The following is a 14722-nucleotide window of genomic DNA, read 5'->3' as shown; positions in this document are numbered from 1 at the left end:
GCCCCCTTTTAGGGGGCCGTTTCAAAGCCACCTGCTCTGCAGGTGGTTTTTTACTCTGTATTTAAAGACCTATTTACTCGAAGAGGCTCTCATGAAGCGCACGAATGACGGGCTTGGAGTCTTCCTCATCAACCAGAAAACACATATTGTGGTTGCTGGCGCCTGAGCATATCAAACGAACATTAAAATTATCCATGGCACCAAAGATACGCGAGGCTGTGCCGCGTGTTTCACCCATATGGTTACCAATAAGAGCAACCAGTGACAGACCGTGCTCAACTTTCACGGTACATAGGGTTGAAAGCTCCTCCAGAGCAGCGTCTGGAAGGGTTGGCGCACCACCGCCAGTATCTGTTTGATCCAGCGTCAGTGAGACACTGACTTCTGAGGTACTGATAAGATCAACCGAGATCTTATGTTTGGCCAGTATATTGAAGACCTCGGCGAGGAAACCATAGGCATGAAACATGTTCAGGCTGTTTAAGGTGACCATGGTCTGATTAGATCGGAGTGCTAAGGCACGCAGCAACGGCGATTTCTCTGCTGTTTTACGGATCCACGTACCGCCTTGCTCGGGGGCTTTAGACGAACCTACGAAGACTGGGATCTCGCGACGCATTGCAGGTAGCAAGGTCGACGGGTGAAGGATCTTTGCTCCGAAGTTAGCCATCTCTGAGGCTTCACTGAAGCTGATCTCCGAAATTGGCTTGGCATTTGGCGCTACACGCGGATCTGTGGTGTAGATCCCCGGTACATCCGTCCATATCTCAAGTACGTCAGCTTGAAGGGCCTCTGCCAGCAACGCGGCGCTGTAATCGCTGCCGCCACGACCTAATGTTGTGGTATTACCTTCGCTGTCACCGCCGATAAAGCCTTGTGTAACGACGATCTTCTCTTCACAAAGAGGACGAAGTTTTTCCAGTGCCAGTGCAGATGTCTCATCAATCTGTGGTAGCGCTTTACCAAACTGACTGTCTGTTCTCAGAACTGTTCTGGCATCGAAGCGAACGGCTGGAATTCCCTGGGTATTGAGTAAGTGGGTGAATATATGCGTCGACAGCAATTCGCCGCTAGCGACCAGTGCGTCGGTTAATTTCGTCGATGGAGAAGTTGCTGCCGCGTCGGCAAGTGTGGCAACGTCGTCGAGCAGTGCATCTACCGCAGATTTAACTGCTGCGTTTTCTGGTAACTGTGCAAGCACCTCGTGGTGAATCGCGGTCAGTTTTTCCAGTCTGTTTTGACGAGTTGGCTCCTGTTGAACTCCATTTGCCAATTCCACCAACAAGTTAGTTACGCCAGAGCACGCGCTGATAACTGCTAATCGGGTGTCATTGTTTCCTTTAATCACCGACGCGCAATTACTCATTGCGTGAAAGTCGGCCACACTTGTGCCACCAAATTTAGCGACAGTTATTTTTTTCACTTCTCCTCACCTCCAAAATGACAGAAATCGATAATAAACAGTAAATTTACAGGAAGAGGTCGGAAATTAGCAGGAAGGGAGCTAGGTTTGTTAGAACCAGAAGCACTCCACCCAAGCTGGGTGACAGCCCGAAAGATTCAACTTTCAAGACCGACAAACCGGGTCCCCTGCACCCGATTTACCTCGGCGACTTATCCCCTGACCACTGCGCATTGGAGTAGGGCTCCGCACAATGACTGCCTGATAATCGCACCTCTTCTGACATCGCACAAAGAAAGGATTTGTGCAGAAATCGTGTTATTGATAAAGTTTTGTAATAAGAATGTCAATCTAAAGATAAAGCTTATTGAGATGCGACTCGCATCTTTTTTTATGGGTGAACGCTAAAGTTGCTGCTAGAAACCACAAAGATACGCGTTATTTCAGTCATTTAGAGCAGAAAATCGCTGAAAGTGTCAATGTGTGGCGCATGGATTTATAAAATGGAGAATAACTATGACTTTTTCCCGCTTTGTACCACCGAGGAGAACGCTGATGGGGCCAGGCCCATCAGATATCTCTCCGCGTGTTTTACAAGCCCTTTCGCAACCGACTATTGGTCACCTTGATCCTCTTTTCATCGGTATGATGGACGAGGTAAAGGCACTGTTGCAGTATGCTTTTCAGACCGAGAATCCCTTCACTATCGCAGTTTCTGCACCGGGCAGTGCGGGTATGGAAACCTGTTTTGTCAACCTCATCGAAGCTGGTGATACCGTGGTCGTTTGTCGTAACGGCGTATTCGGTGATCGTATGCGTGAAAACGTTGAGCGCCTCGGTGCAACGGCTGTTATGGTCGATGACGACTGGGGTAAGGCTGTTGACCCTGAAAAGGTTGAGGCAGCACTGAAAGCCCACCCAGAAGCGTCAATACTCGCGTTTGTGCATGCTGAAACATCAACAGGTGCGTTATCAGATGCCGAAACTCTGTCAGCACTTGCCAGACAGCATGATTGCCTAACTATCGTTGATACCGTCACCTCCCTTGCGGGTGTACCACTTAAGGTCGATGAATGGCAGTTAGATGCGGTTTATTCGGGCAGCCAGAAGTGCTTGTCATGTGTACCGGGTTTATCGCCAGTAACTCTGTCTCAAAAAGCAATCGATAAGATTCAGAGTCGCGGCAGCAAGGTACAAAGCTGGTTCCTTGATCAAAGCCTGGTGCTTGGCTACTGGAGTGGTGATGGTAAACGCAGTTATCACCATACTGCGCCAGTAAACAGCCTCTATGCGCTTCATGAGTCGCTGGTGATGGTTCATGATGAAGGTCTTGAAAACACGTGGCAGCGTCACCGTGACATGCATGAGTTGTTAAAGTCAGGCCTTAACTCACTGGGCATCCAGTTCTTGGTAGACGAAGCAGATAGACTGCCTCAGCTCAATGCGGTTGCGATTCCTGAAGGTGTTGATGATGCAGCCGTGCGCTCACGTCTTCTCAATGAATATAATCTTGAAATTGGTGCTGGCCTCGGCGCGCTTGCTGGAAAAGCATGGCGTATCGGCTGATGGGTTATGCTGCGAAAAGAGAGAACGTCTCACTGTGCCTTCGTGCACTTGAGGACGTGTTACGCTGATATCGTGATGTCACAGGCTTCGGCCTGTGACACATTCCAGCCTTTCACCCGCCTACGTACTTATCTTCCCCAACCGATTTGAGTGGCTATTCTTTGGGTTCAAAGAGAGAATCCGGAAATAACATCTGTGCTTCTTGCTTTAACTGGTAAGCATGCTGATTTTTACCCAGCATAATGGCGAGATCGATAACGTTCTGGTATCCATCAGGATTAGGGTGCCTAGCGACTCTTGCGAGTCTGGATTGCAAGTACTGCTCAATATCGCGAATATTCTCTTGGGCAATATCTTCAATAAACTGTCGTTGTTCCAGCTCGTCATCAACATAGCTCTGCCACCATGGGTGCTCGCGATACAGTGCCAAAGAGCGGTTATCGACGTTTTGAGGTTTGACTAACTGCTCAGAAATAAAAACTGAACTCACTACCAGAATAAAACTGGCAGCAACAGCAGGCACACTGAACCATATGATGGGACGTGTCATGATCACCGGGGACTTTCTGTACCTGCCAGTTAGCTGATCGACCCAAAATACCAATGTCATGAATAACAGAGCTAGCGTTGGGTTTGCATCGGTATAACTGGTGGAAAGCATCGCAATCAGTGAGGGGGTGAGGATAGTCACTAAGATTAATCGCGTACCGGTGGGGGCATTAAAGAGCCTGACAGAGATGCCTATCAAGAAAATGGTAAACGCTATCAGGATACATATTCCAGACATCGCGACCCAACCAATCAACCAGCTCGGAAACAAGGTGGGTAGCGGTAAAACCTGATTGTGTTCGAGCCCAAACAGCAGCATGTACTGCGTAAGCATACCGTCTCCGGCCCCTTGAAAAGGTGCTGCTTGAATGATTTGCAGAGCTTGCAATACCAGTGCACGGTGCTCCTCTGTTAACAAAGGAGAGAGCAGCGCGCCATCAGGTAGCCATCCCGCCATCGCCGAGAACCAAAACCCCCACAATACGGATAAGTTCCAAAGCCCTTGGTGTATTTTGCGCGCAAACCGAAACAAAAAAGGTTGAACCAGTGTTGCAGACACCACAATCGCCGTTACCAACCACGGCTGGTTTAGCGCCATTAATGCACAGACATTCGCGACAGGTGCCAAAACGAGAAGAAGGTGCAGAGAAGTAAAGTTTTTCTTATAGCTATGTGTACGTGCAAGAAGATATGCCGACAAAGGCAAACTTGTCAGTAAAACGGCAACTGATGCTGAGTGATTAAATTCAGGCAAAGAGGTATTTATGGTAACTGAACCAATACCTGTTTCGAATGTGCTGATCCAGCTCGGGTCTAGCCATTTTTCCGACGATAGATATTCAGTACCGGATGTTAGGCCTGCTTGCACTGATGGTGTGAGCAAGGGCAGCGCAATCAAGCCTGCACCGAGAAACGGCAACCAAAGTAGAAGCTGCCGCTGACTGTGATTAAAGCTGAATTGCTGAAGTGCGATGAAAAAGAGTAAGCATCCTGCCGTGCTGATAAGCGTTTGCCATGATGTGGCTGGATCGCCATGGACGTAAAGGATGGGAAGGTTGGCTATAAAGAACGTTATGGCTAACCAGATGGTAAGGGGGGATGAACGAAATGTATGTTGGCGGGCGATTTCAAGTAGCCCGCTTGCTATGGCCACGACAACAATCAGGAATGTCGAGGCAATAGCCGGGTGATGAAGCCCTGAAACAAGCAGGTCAGCCTCGCTCAGTGGCAAGCAGAACAAAAACATCACTGCCACTGACAACAGCAAGTGTTTAGTCAGTGGCTTACGGAGAATGGTTGTTCTTTGACGCTGCAACGTGTTTAACACATCATCCTCTGGTTAACAGTGGTTTGAGGAACCGCCCCGTGTGTGAGCCTTCAGCTTCTGCAACCTGTTCAGGTGTGCCTTCAGCGATGATCATCCCGCCACCGCTGCCGCCTTCAGGACCGAGGTCTACGACCCAATCCGCCGTTTTTATCACATCCAGATTGTGTTCGATAACAACAATGGTATTTCCGTGATCTCGTAGGCGGTGCAAAACGGTGAGCAACTGCTGAATATCATGAAAATGCAAACCTGTGGTAGGTTCGTCAAGTATGTATAAGGTCTTACCTGTGTCACGCTTTGATAGCTCTTTTGCCAGCTTAACCCGCTGAGCTTCACCACCAGAGAGTGTCGTTGCTGCCTGTCCCAATCGAATGTACGACAAACCGACATCCATCAGTGTTTGTAGCTTGCGTGCAATAGCTGGAACGGCATCGAAAAACTCTCTTGCATCTTCCACCGTCATTGTCAGCACTTCGTCGATGGTTTTGCCTTTATAACGTATCTCCAACGTTTCGCGGTTGTAGCGTTTGCCTTTACAGACGTCGCAGGGAACATAGACGTCTGGCAGGAAGTGCATCTCAACTTTGATTACGCCATCACCCTGACAGGCTTCGCATCGACCGCCTTTGACGTTGAAACTGAAGCGGCCCACTTTGTAACCGCGTGAACGCGCTTCTTGTGTACCCGCAAAAAGTTCACGGATTGGCGTGAAGATGCCGGTATAGGTTGCCGGGTTAGAGCGCGGTGTTCTGCCGATGGGGCTTTGATCGATGTCAATGACCTTATCAAAATGAGCCAGCCCTTCGATATCGAGGTAAGGTGCAGGCTCGCCTGTTGTAGCACCGTTGAGCTGGTGGTGCGCAATTTTATAAAAGGTGTCATTGATAAGTGTGGATTTCCCCGAGCCCGAAACGCCGGTTACGCAGGTAAACAAACCAACGGGGAGCGTCAGGTTGACCTTCTTCAGGTTGTTTCCTTTTGCACCGAGCAGTTTTACCACTTTCTTTTTATCGAACGGATTGCGCTCAGCGGGTACGGCAATTTCTTTTTTTCCACTCAGGTATTGCCCTGTCAGGGAATCTTCATTAGCAAGGACATCTTCCAGTGACCCGCTGGCAATGACTTCGCCACCATGGACACCTGCACCTGGACCAATATCGATAACGTAGTCAGCAGCACGAATCGCGTCTTCATCGTGTTCTACGACCAGCACGGTGTTACCTAAGTTTCTAAGATGCTCAAGTGTCTTTAACAGACGCTCATTATCTCGCTGGTGTAGGCCTATTGAGGCTCATCCAGCACGTACATGACGCCGACTAATCCTGCACCAATTTGGCTGGCGAGGCGAATTCGCTGCGCTTCTCCGCCTGAAAGCGTGTCTGCACTTCGTGACAGATTCAGGTAATTAAGGCCGACATTAACTAAGAAGTGGAGGCGATCATGGATCTCCTTCAAGATCTTATCAGCGATCTGCGCGCGTTGTCCCGTCAATGACAAGCTGCTGAAAAATGTCAGTGCATCATGAATGCTCATTTCGCAGATTGCGGGTAAGTTCGTGTCATCGATGAATACGTGCCGCGCTTCTTGGCGAAGGCGTGAGCCACCGCAGGAGGCACAAGGCTTGGTGGCAATGTATTTGGCAAGCTCTTCGCGAACAGCCGCAGACTCTGTATCGCGGTAGCGTCGGTTGAGGTTATTTAGAATGCCTTCGAAAGGATGCTTTCTGACAGTGATATCACCTCTGTCATTGACGTATTTGAACGCGACTTCTGTCTTGCCAGAGCCGTTCAAAACAATGTCTTGTACCTTGTTTGATAGCGTGTTCCAAGGCACTTCAACATCAAAGTCATAGTGCTCTGCGAGTGAGCTGAGCATTTGGAAATAGTAGAAGTTGCGTCTGTCCCAGCCACGGATAGCTCCACCTGCAAGACTAACAGCTTCGTTCTGTATGACTCTGGATTCATCAAAGTATTGTTGAACGCCAAGACCATCACAGGTGCCACAGGCTCCCGCCGGGTTGTTGAACGAGAAAAGGCGAGGCTCAAGTTCTTGCATGCTGTAGCCGCAATGTGGGCAGGCAAAGTTAGCAGAAAAAACCAGCTCTTCTTTGTTGTCGTCATCCATTGCACTGACGACGGCTGTGCCTCCGGTCAGTTCAAGTGCCGTTTCGAATGACTCAGCGAGGCGTTGCTGAAGATCGTTGCGGACTTTGAAACGATCAACGACGACTTCAATGGTGTGCTTCTTTTGCAGCTCAAGCGTGGGTGGATCGGAGAGATCGCATACTTCACCGTCGATCCGAGCGCGGATAAACCCCTGTGCGACCAAATTATCGAGGGTTTTGACATGCTCACCTTTTCGCTCTTTGACGACAGGCGCTAATAACATCAGCTTGCTGCCTTCTGGCATCGACAATACTTTATCGACCATTTGGCTGACCGTTTGTGCTTCTAGGGTCACATCATGGACCGGACAGCGCGGATCGCCAACACGGGCATAGAGTAGTCTTAAGTAGTCATAGACTTCTGTGATGGTACCGACCGTTGACCGTGGGTTATGTGACGTGGATTTTTGTTCAATGGAAATGGCAGGTGATAAGCCATCGATATGGTCGACATCTGGCTTTTCCATTAATGACAGAAACTGGCGTGCGTAAGCAGAAAGCGATTCTACATAGCGGCGCTGTCCCTCCGCATAGAGCGTATCAAAGGCCAGTGAGGATTTCCCCGAGCCTGATAACCCTGTGATAACGATGAGTTTATCGCGCGGGATGGTCAGATTTATGTTTTTTAGATTGTGGGTACGCGCCCCTCTGACGTCGATTGTATCCATGTCCACCTTACCTGAATGCGTCGCTGAATTGCTGGCTATTGGATTATGATTAGCGCTTGAGTATCGCACAGAGCGCGGTAATCAAAAAGAGAAAGCATGTATAAATGCACAGTATTTGAGAGGCGACGATGAGACCGGATGATACCATCACTGGGTGACATGTTTATGTTTTGGCGAAAGATTTTGTTCTGATTTTTAATCAATGAAATACTTTTTATAACAGTGATTTGTGGCATCGATAAACCCCTCTACCGTCCCACAGTCAAAGCGTTTCCCCTCAAATTTACAGGCCAGTACGGTACTGGACTGTGTTTGGCTCAACAAAGCATCGGTGAGCTGGATTTCACCTTTAGTGCCCGGTGGGGTGTTAGCGAGAATATCGAAAATGTCGGGTGTGAGGATATAGCGTCCGACAATAGCGAGGTTTCCGGGCGCGTTACCGGGTTCAGGTTTCTCGACAAGGTTATCAATGCAGTACAGCCCTTCTTTGATTTCGCGACCTGAAACAATGCCATATTTTTGGGTGTCGCTTTCATCGACCTCCTGCACCGCAATGACGCTGCAGCGAAACTCCTCATAGACTTTGACCAGTTGAGCAAGCACACCGTCGCTGTCGTTCACGCAAAGGTCATCTGCGAGAATAACCGCGAAAGGCTCCAGTCCCACCATTTCCTGGCCAGTAAGAATTGCGTGTCCCAAACCTAGCATGTCGGACTGACGTGTGAAGGTGTAGGAAGCCGCACCTATCGTGGTTCGGATGTTATCGAGCAGAGGATCTTTATCTGTGCCTGCAATCTGATGTTCTAGTTCGTAACTTTTGTCGAAGTGATCCATCAGAGCATGTTTTCCGCGCCCAGTGACAATGCACATGCTGCTAATCCCTGCTTGTAATGCTTCTTCGACGCCATATTGGATAAGAGGTTTGTTAACCACGGGCATCATTTCTTTTGGCATGGCTTTCGTTGCAGGTAGAAAGCGAGTGCCATATCCGGCTGCAGGAAACAGGCATTTATTGATCATCTTTTTGTCCGATTCAGTCACTGGTTAGAGTGCGGTTTGCGCAAGGTCACAAACCAAGTATGGGTGGAGATCGGAAACAGAGCCAACTGGCTAAATTGCGCAATCGGCAGTGCAGGAGATCAGCTGCGATGATAACGCTGGTGGAAGGCTGCCAGAAAGGCATCAAGTTGATCGGCAGGGAGTGCATTGATCCCTGCAGCTGCCTGTCTACCGCCGCCCGTTGGGAACGATGAAGCTAATTCATTGGCACCCGTTCGGTTAGTCAAAGGCGCGCGGATACTGACCAGATAAGAGCCATCATGACGTTCGGTAATGACCGCATTGGCGGTATCAGCGTCCTGATTTGTGAGAGCGTTAGAGAAAACCCCACTCACTCGCCGTGCCCATGCCTCATCAGGCAGCATAAATGCTCTTGAGCCTGTTTTTTCAGAGAAAGCATTGATGGCAGACGCTTTACTATTGTCTTCAACGTATCCCGACTCCAGTTTTTCGAAGACGGACTGACATTCATTGAGAAAGGCGAGGGGAGAGGAAAATTGGACCATATGTCGATAAAGATCAGCAGGGTAAAAGTGCAGGTCCTCTTCGCTAGCGCCATAGCCATTGTAATTCGCGTAGACACCGAGCTTTTCGAGCTGTTGCGCTTCATTATCACTGAGCGAAGATTTACTGATAAGTGCATTGGCTGTCGCCAGCATGTTATCGCCATACGCCCCCACCAGTGCCCATTCTCGGTATTTACCTTTGAGTAGCTTGTCGACAATCAAACTTGTGCAGGTATTTGATGCCGTGTGGATATGGTGAGTGAGTTGAGGATGTTCCGGAATTGTGCCCGGATCGTGGTGGTCGACATAGGTAACAGGCACACCAGATTCTAGGAGGTTATTCAGTGCTGGCAGGTTTTTTGCCATCGAGATATCCAGAGCGGTAACCTCAGAGGCTTCATTCGCGGGTACCTGTTTTAACAGTGAGATATCCCTCTTTACGCCAGTGATAAGTTGAGTGTCTGAGGGAGTTTCAAGTCGAAGCTGGATAAGCGCGCAGATACCGTCGGCATCGCCATTAAATACGTCAAAGCGATTCATCAGCATATTTCCTTTTTACACTGCTATTAGCGGTGCCAGTGAATGAAGTATTTCAGCGGCGGGTGCAGTGGCGATGTTTAACTGATTGATTACGATTCCATCGATATCAATATTGTTGTTAGAGATTGTCTCAAGCGCACCTTTTAACGCTTTCTCCCCTGATTGACTGGCTTTCATTACCAGTAATACGCCACCTGCTAACTGCCCGAGGTATAAGCTGTCTTTAACCGCTTTCATTGGCGGCGTATCGATAACTATTCGGTCGTAGCTGTGTTGAAGCTGCTTGAGCAGCGCCTTAAATTCTTGGGAGCGTATCAGTTCACTTGGGTTTTCTGTCAGTCTGCCTGCAGGCAGAATGTCGAGGTTAGCTGTGTCAGTAGGCTTGATGAAGTCTGAGGCTCTTCCATCAAAAAGCAGCAAGTCGGTCAGGCCTCGCAATCTGAAAGGAAGGCCAAAGCGCATACCCAATGTTGACATTCTCAGGTCGGCATCAACAAGCAATGTCCTTTCTGACTTCGCCAACGACTGGGCCAAGGTCATGGCAGTGTTGATTTCCCTTCTGATGCTTTGCGGGAAGTCACTGCGATAATCTGACGTTTTTGAGAAAAAAGCTGGCAATCCAACTTGGCGGCAATTGTGCGAATCGCTCGTCCATAATCCTGCTCTTCGTGCGCAGGCAACAAGGTATGATCAAACGGACGACCAGATAAATCGGGTTCGCTGAGTTTGGGCAACACACCGAGAGGTACATGACTGACACAATCCTTATGCTCAAGACAGGACCTTATGATAGTGCGATCGGCTGCGTTCATAAATGATCGATTAGTTCTCAGATATACAGTTATTAAGCGCAAGATCACAGATGTGCTATTTGCCTGAAAGTAAAGTCATAGATGTAAAATTCATGTAACGGATATGGGGACTGAAAGAGAGTGTTCTGTTTCTTTTCCTCAATGACGATGGTGACTTTCTGTTACGCCTTTTTCTTGTCTTTTTTGTACGTGATGAAAGATAAAATTCGAATGTTATCTCATTCCAGACTATCCAAACCGCTTTATCACAACGTCATCGCATTTAGTGGTTAATATACAAACAGTAGGGATAAATCTTATAAATGGGTTGTGCGCAAAGCCATCGTATCAGTTTTGGCTTTCTGGTATTATGCTCGTTTGATTCCAGCCGCTGAGTGAGGGCTCATCGGTCAATATTTAGGTTTGGGAGTGAATTATGGCCAGCCGTGGCGTAAACAAAGTTATTTTGGTCGGTAATCTGGGTAATGATCCTGAGATCCGATACCTTCCGAATGGTGGCGCGGTTGCCAACCTTACTGTTGCAACCTCTGAAACCTGGCGTGATAAGAACACCGGTGAAAACAAAGAACAAACTGAGTGGCACCGTATCGTCATGTACCGTCGCCTTGCTGAAATTGCAGGCGAGTACCTGAAAAAAGGTTCAAAAGTGTACCTTGAAGGTCGTCTGCAAACTCGCAAATGGCAGGGGCAGGACGGTCAAGACCGTTATACGACGGAGATCGTTGCTAACGAAATGCAAATGCTGGATAGCCGTGGCGCGGGCCAAGCAATGGGCGGCGCTCCTCAGGGGCAACCTATGGGCCAGCAGCAACAAGGTGGATGGGGCGAGCCTCAACAACCTGCTTACCAGCAGCAACAGCAACCTCAGCAGCGTGCGCCACAGCAGCAGAGCGCTCCGCAACAGCAGCCTCAGCAGCAGTACAACGATCTGCCAGACTTTGATGACGACATTCCGTTCTAGGAAACGTATAAAATAATACCGTAAAGAAAAACGGTAAAATTACAGCGAAAGATACTATAACCCAGCAAAAATGCTGGGTTTTTTTATGCCTGAAAGTCAGATTTTCGGTGCCGTTTATACACTCAGGCTTTTGGCTTTTTCTTTGATGAAATTGATAAAAAGCTTGGTTTTTGTGTGGTTGAACTCAAGCTTCGGATAATACGCATAGGCAGACGCTTTGGGGACACGCAAATCAGGCAACACAGGGACAAGCAACCCTTGATCGAGTTCTTTGCGGATAGTGCCGGGGCCAACCAGAATGATCCCCATCCTGTAACCGCCGCTGTCACTAATGCTTCCGGGTTGGGGGAGATAAAATTACCTTGCAGCTTCAGGGTGATACCGTGTTCAAATTCATGATCCTGATGGTGAATTTCCGTGCCGTATAAAAGGCAGTTATGGTGAAGTAGCTGCTCAGGCTCAACAATCGGTGGGTGTTGGGCCAGATATGCAGGTGAGGCAAAGAACCGTGACTGGAAGTCAAACAGCTTGGTCGCGATATAACTTGAGGAGTTAAAGTCGGCGAGTTCACGGGTCACAACCACGTCTAGGCTGGGATCGGGCAATTCACCCAAGGCCAATGTGTGCAGTTCAACCTGAATATTCGGATAGGTATCGAGAAACTCAGCGAGGTAGTTGACCAGTAAGCGGCTACCTGTCGCCAGCGGGGCACCGATTCTCAGCACACCACTGATTTCGCCGTAGGTGGATGTTGTTTCTGAAACCAACTGGTTCCAGTCATACAAAAGCCGCTTTCCCCGCTGATAAAATAATCGGCCTGCGTCAGTAAGTGTGAGCGTACGTGTTGTTCTCTTTAGAAGTTGAACGCCCAACTGACTTTCCAGCCATGCCAATCGCTTTGAAAGCGCTGAACTTGAGGTGTTGAGGCGATTCGCTGCTTGGGCAAGCGAGCCCATTTCAACCACAGTGATATAACTCTTGGCGCAGGTAATCCAATCCATCAGTACGCATATTTCCTATCAATTAACACGCTTGCATTCACTTTCTTAAGCATTCACACGATAATACACCAAACTCTAGAGGCGAGGGTGAGTTTGACTTTCCTGTAACGCCCACATTCCTCTCTTTTTTGCTAATGGATTGCTCTATGAAAAAAACAGCAGGGCTTAGGCTGACAAATCGACTGATAGCATTTTTTACGCTGATGCTGATCTGCGCCATGTTTGTGCTGTTCATAGGGGGGCCGTCAGTTTTCATAAGCTGGGGAATGACTTCATTAAGCACTATCTGGGGCAGGTGGTTACAGAAATCGATATAGCCATTGCCGACCCAGATGCCAACGACAACCTGAACACTTGGCTGCCAAAGCTTCTAAAAGCCAATGATGTGATTGAGCTAGAGATCCGAAGTGATACGGGGCTTTTGTATCGTTATCAGCAAATTCATCAGATGGGTAACAGCTTTGATGTGGCGAGTATCGGTTATCCATTGCCGAGCAATCCGGGGTTTCGCGTCGCGATCACCTACGTCATGCCTTATGCTGATTTCACGTATTCGCTGGGGGCTATGTCCTCGCTTGGCCTGGCTGTGCTGATCATTGTCATGTCTATTGTCTGGGCTATAGGCTGGCTCCGCCAACAATTGCTTGGCGCTGAGCTATTGGAAGAGCGCGGTAAATTAATTTTGGCAGGGCGGACAGAAGACGTTGCTAAAAGTGACGATAGAGAGTGGCCTGCGACCGCCAGTATCGCTCTGGATAAGCTGATATCAGGCCTTAAAGAAGCGAGACAGGAACGCAGTCGCTTCGACACATTTCTTCGCAGTAACACCTTCCTTGATCAACTGACTGGCGCTGCTAACCGGGTGATGTTTGATAATCGTCTCCACGCATTGGTGCAGGATACGGGTAACCACGGCGCAGTGATGATGGTAAAAGTCGCAGACTTTGAAGATCTGGTACATGAAATTGGTCGAGAGCGAGCCGATGAATGGATTCAGGAAGTTGGCGTCGTACTATCAAATGCTGTTCAACGATATCCTGATGCGATACTCGCGCGTTATTTTGATGCGGAATTTTCAATCCTTCTGGTCCAACAGGCCGATAAGGAAGCGCAACTTTTCGCAGGACAGCTAATGCGTGCGCTCGAAAGACTGTCGCCTCCTGATGTAATGGAAAAAGAAAACTGGTGCCATGTCGGGCTGGCGATATTTACCTTTGGTGAGAGTCGTGGTCGGTTGATGGACGAAGTACAAACAGCCGTCAAGAATGCCGAACTTCAGGGCATCAACAGCTGGTCTCAGTTTCGTAAAAATGTTGTGGCACCGGAAACCCGGGGTAGTGTGCGTTGGCGAACATTACTCACTAAAGTCTTCGAGAAAGATGATTTAGAGCTTTATACCCAAGTAGTGAAAAACCGTACGGGAGATCTGCTTTACACTGAGGTACTGACACGGATTCATGATGAGCAAGGTCGGCTGATTAAAGCGTCACGTTTTATGCGCGGGGTTGAGTTGGTTGGAATGACGGCAAGGCTCGACAGCTCTGTTCTGACGAAAGTTATTACAAAAATAAATCAAGGCCACTTCAGCACTGTGTCTGTCAATCTCAGTGTGTACTCTCTTAAAAACAGGCGGTTTGTGCGCTGGATCAGAAATGAGCTGATGCAACTGACCTCAGACAAAAGAAAGCGCCTGTTGTTCGAAATTGCCGAAGGCCCGCTGGTGACCAACTTTGATGCTGTGTTTCCAGCGCTCCGGCTAATTTCTGGCCTCGGTTGCCAGCTGGTGGTTGATCAGGCTGGGCGATCTGTCGTCAGCACCCACTATGTGAAAGATATTCAACCTGCCTATATTAAATTACATCGCAGCCTAGTGAGAGATATCCATCAACGACCGGAAAACCAGCTTTACATCCGCAGTATGCTTGGTGCCTGTGAGTCAACAGCGACAAAAGTCCTTGCTGTGGGTGTGGAAACAACCCCAGAATGGAAACAGCTACTACAGCTTGGCATTCAGGGTGCACAAGGACGACTGTTAGGGCCGGAACTCTCTGATAAACCTATAAAACCTACCCAAAGACGACGTCAGAGATGGCGTAAGAAGTAAAGATATCTTTACTTTATTGAGTATGATCTTTGTATAAAAACCAGTCATTTTTTTGTCTCTTCA

At 48.6% G+C, this 14722-nt stretch carries 8 protein-coding genes, 3 pseudogenes and 1 riboswitch; of the genes and pseudogenes, 3 read left to right on the top strand and 8 right to left on the bottom strand.

Translation table 11 applies throughout. The features are described 5' to 3' along the window. Positions 1-73 precede the first annotated feature (73 nt). Positions 74-1366, bottom strand: coding sequence for a lysine-sensitive aspartokinase 3 (gene lysC / locus CS022_RS18865; protein WP_235869683.1), 1293 nt, complete (start codon positions 1364-1366; stop codon positions 74-76). Between the two features lie 149 nt (positions 1367-1515). After that, positions 1516-1689: riboswitch (Lysine riboswitch) on the bottom strand. Positions 1690-1918: 229 nt separating this feature from the next. Between lysC and CS022_RS18860 the strand changes: the two are divergent. Continuing rightward, positions 1919-3036, top strand: a pseudogene (locus tag CS022_RS18860) (pyridoxal-phosphate-dependent aminotransferase family protein). An 86-nt stretch (positions 3037-3122) separates the two neighbouring features. Here the strand turns inward: CS022_RS18860 and CS022_RS18855 are convergent. From CS022_RS18855 to CS022_RS18830, 6 genes and pseudogenes are all read right to left on the bottom strand, one after another. Then, positions 3123-4844, bottom strand: a complete 1722-nt coding sequence (locus CS022_RS18855) for a Wzy polymerase domain-containing protein (RefSeq protein WP_129123559.1) — start codon at positions 4842-4844, stop codon at positions 3123-3125. Position 4845: 1 nt separating this feature from the next. After that, positions 4846-7676, bottom strand: a pseudogene (uvrA, locus tag CS022_RS18850) (excinuclease ABC subunit UvrA). Between the two features lie 195 nt (positions 7677-7871). After that, positions 7872-8696, bottom strand: a complete 825-nt coding sequence (gene galU / locus CS022_RS18845) for a UTP--glucose-1-phosphate uridylyltransferase GalU (protein WP_129123558.1) — start codon at positions 8694-8696, stop codon at positions 7872-7874. A 119-nt stretch (positions 8697-8815) separates the two neighbouring features. Continuing rightward, positions 8816-9784 carry a DHH family phosphoesterase gene (locus CS022_RS18840; RefSeq protein ID WP_129123563.1) on the bottom strand — a complete coding sequence of 323 codons (969 nt, stop codon included), beginning with the start codon at positions 9782-9784 and terminating at the stop codon, positions 8816-8818. A 12-nt stretch (positions 9785-9796) separates the two neighbouring features. After that, positions 9797-10321: a CpsD/CapB family tyrosine-protein kinase gene (locus tag CS022_RS18835; RefSeq protein WP_129123557.1), complete on the bottom strand. Its 525-nt coding sequence runs from the start codon at positions 10319-10321 to the stop codon at positions 9797-9799. Next, positions 10318-10593, bottom strand: coding sequence for a hypothetical protein (locus CS022_RS18830; protein WP_129123556.1), 276 nt, complete (start codon positions 10591-10593; stop codon positions 10318-10320). The genes CS022_RS18835 and CS022_RS18830 overlap by 4 nt, the downstream gene beginning before the upstream one ends. Before the next feature lie 415 nt (positions 10594-11008). Here CS022_RS18830 and CS022_RS18825 point away from each other — a divergent pair, with 415 nt between their 5' ends. Beyond that, entirely contained in the window at positions 11009-11554 is a 546-nt protein-coding gene (locus CS022_RS18825) for a single-stranded DNA-binding protein (RefSeq protein WP_129123555.1), read from the top strand. A gap of 114 nt (positions 11555-11668) precedes the next feature. On the opposite strand, the pseudogene CS022_RS18820 reads toward CS022_RS18825, so the two are convergent. After that, positions 11669-12555 (bottom strand): annotated as a pseudogene (locus tag CS022_RS18820) (LysR substrate-binding domain-containing protein). 295 nt (positions 12556-12850) lie between these two features. Here CS022_RS18820 and csrD point away from each other — a divergent pair. Then, complete coding sequence (gene csrD, locus CS022_RS18815) at positions 12851-14659, top strand: RNase E specificity factor CsrD (protein ID WP_328590411.1); 1809 nt, start codon at positions 12851-12853, stop codon at positions 14657-14659. The last annotated feature ends 63 nt before the right edge of the window (positions 14660-14722 follow it).

Origin of the sequence: Veronia nyctiphanis, assembly GCF_004116385.1 — a bacterium.
Classification (GTDB): Bacteria; Pseudomonadota; Gammaproteobacteria; order Enterobacterales; family Vibrionaceae; genus Veronia; species Veronia nyctiphanis.
The sequence above is the reverse complement of the archived record's forward strand: the minus strand, read 5'-3'. Positions and strand labels throughout refer to the sequence as shown.

Coding starts and splice junctions, on each gene's coding strand:
- lysC (WP_235869683.1), bottom strand. CDS start 1,366: ATGAGTAATTGCGCGTCGGTGATTAAAGGAAACAATGACACCCGATTA.
- galU (WP_129123558.1), bottom strand. CDS start 8,696: ATGATCAATAAATGCCTGTTTCCTGCAGCCGGATATGGCACTCGCTTT.
- CS022_RS18835 (WP_129123557.1), bottom strand. CDS start 10,321: ATGACCTTGGCCCAGTCGTTGGCGAAGTCAGAAAGGACATTGCTTGTT.
- CS022_RS18830 (WP_129123556.1), bottom strand. CDS start 10,593: ATGAACGCAGCCGATCGCACTATCATAAGGTCCTGTCTTGAGCATAAG.
- CS022_RS18825 (WP_129123555.1), top strand. CDS start 11,009: ATGGCCAGCCGTGGCGTAAACAAAGTTATTTTGGTCGGTAATCTGGGT.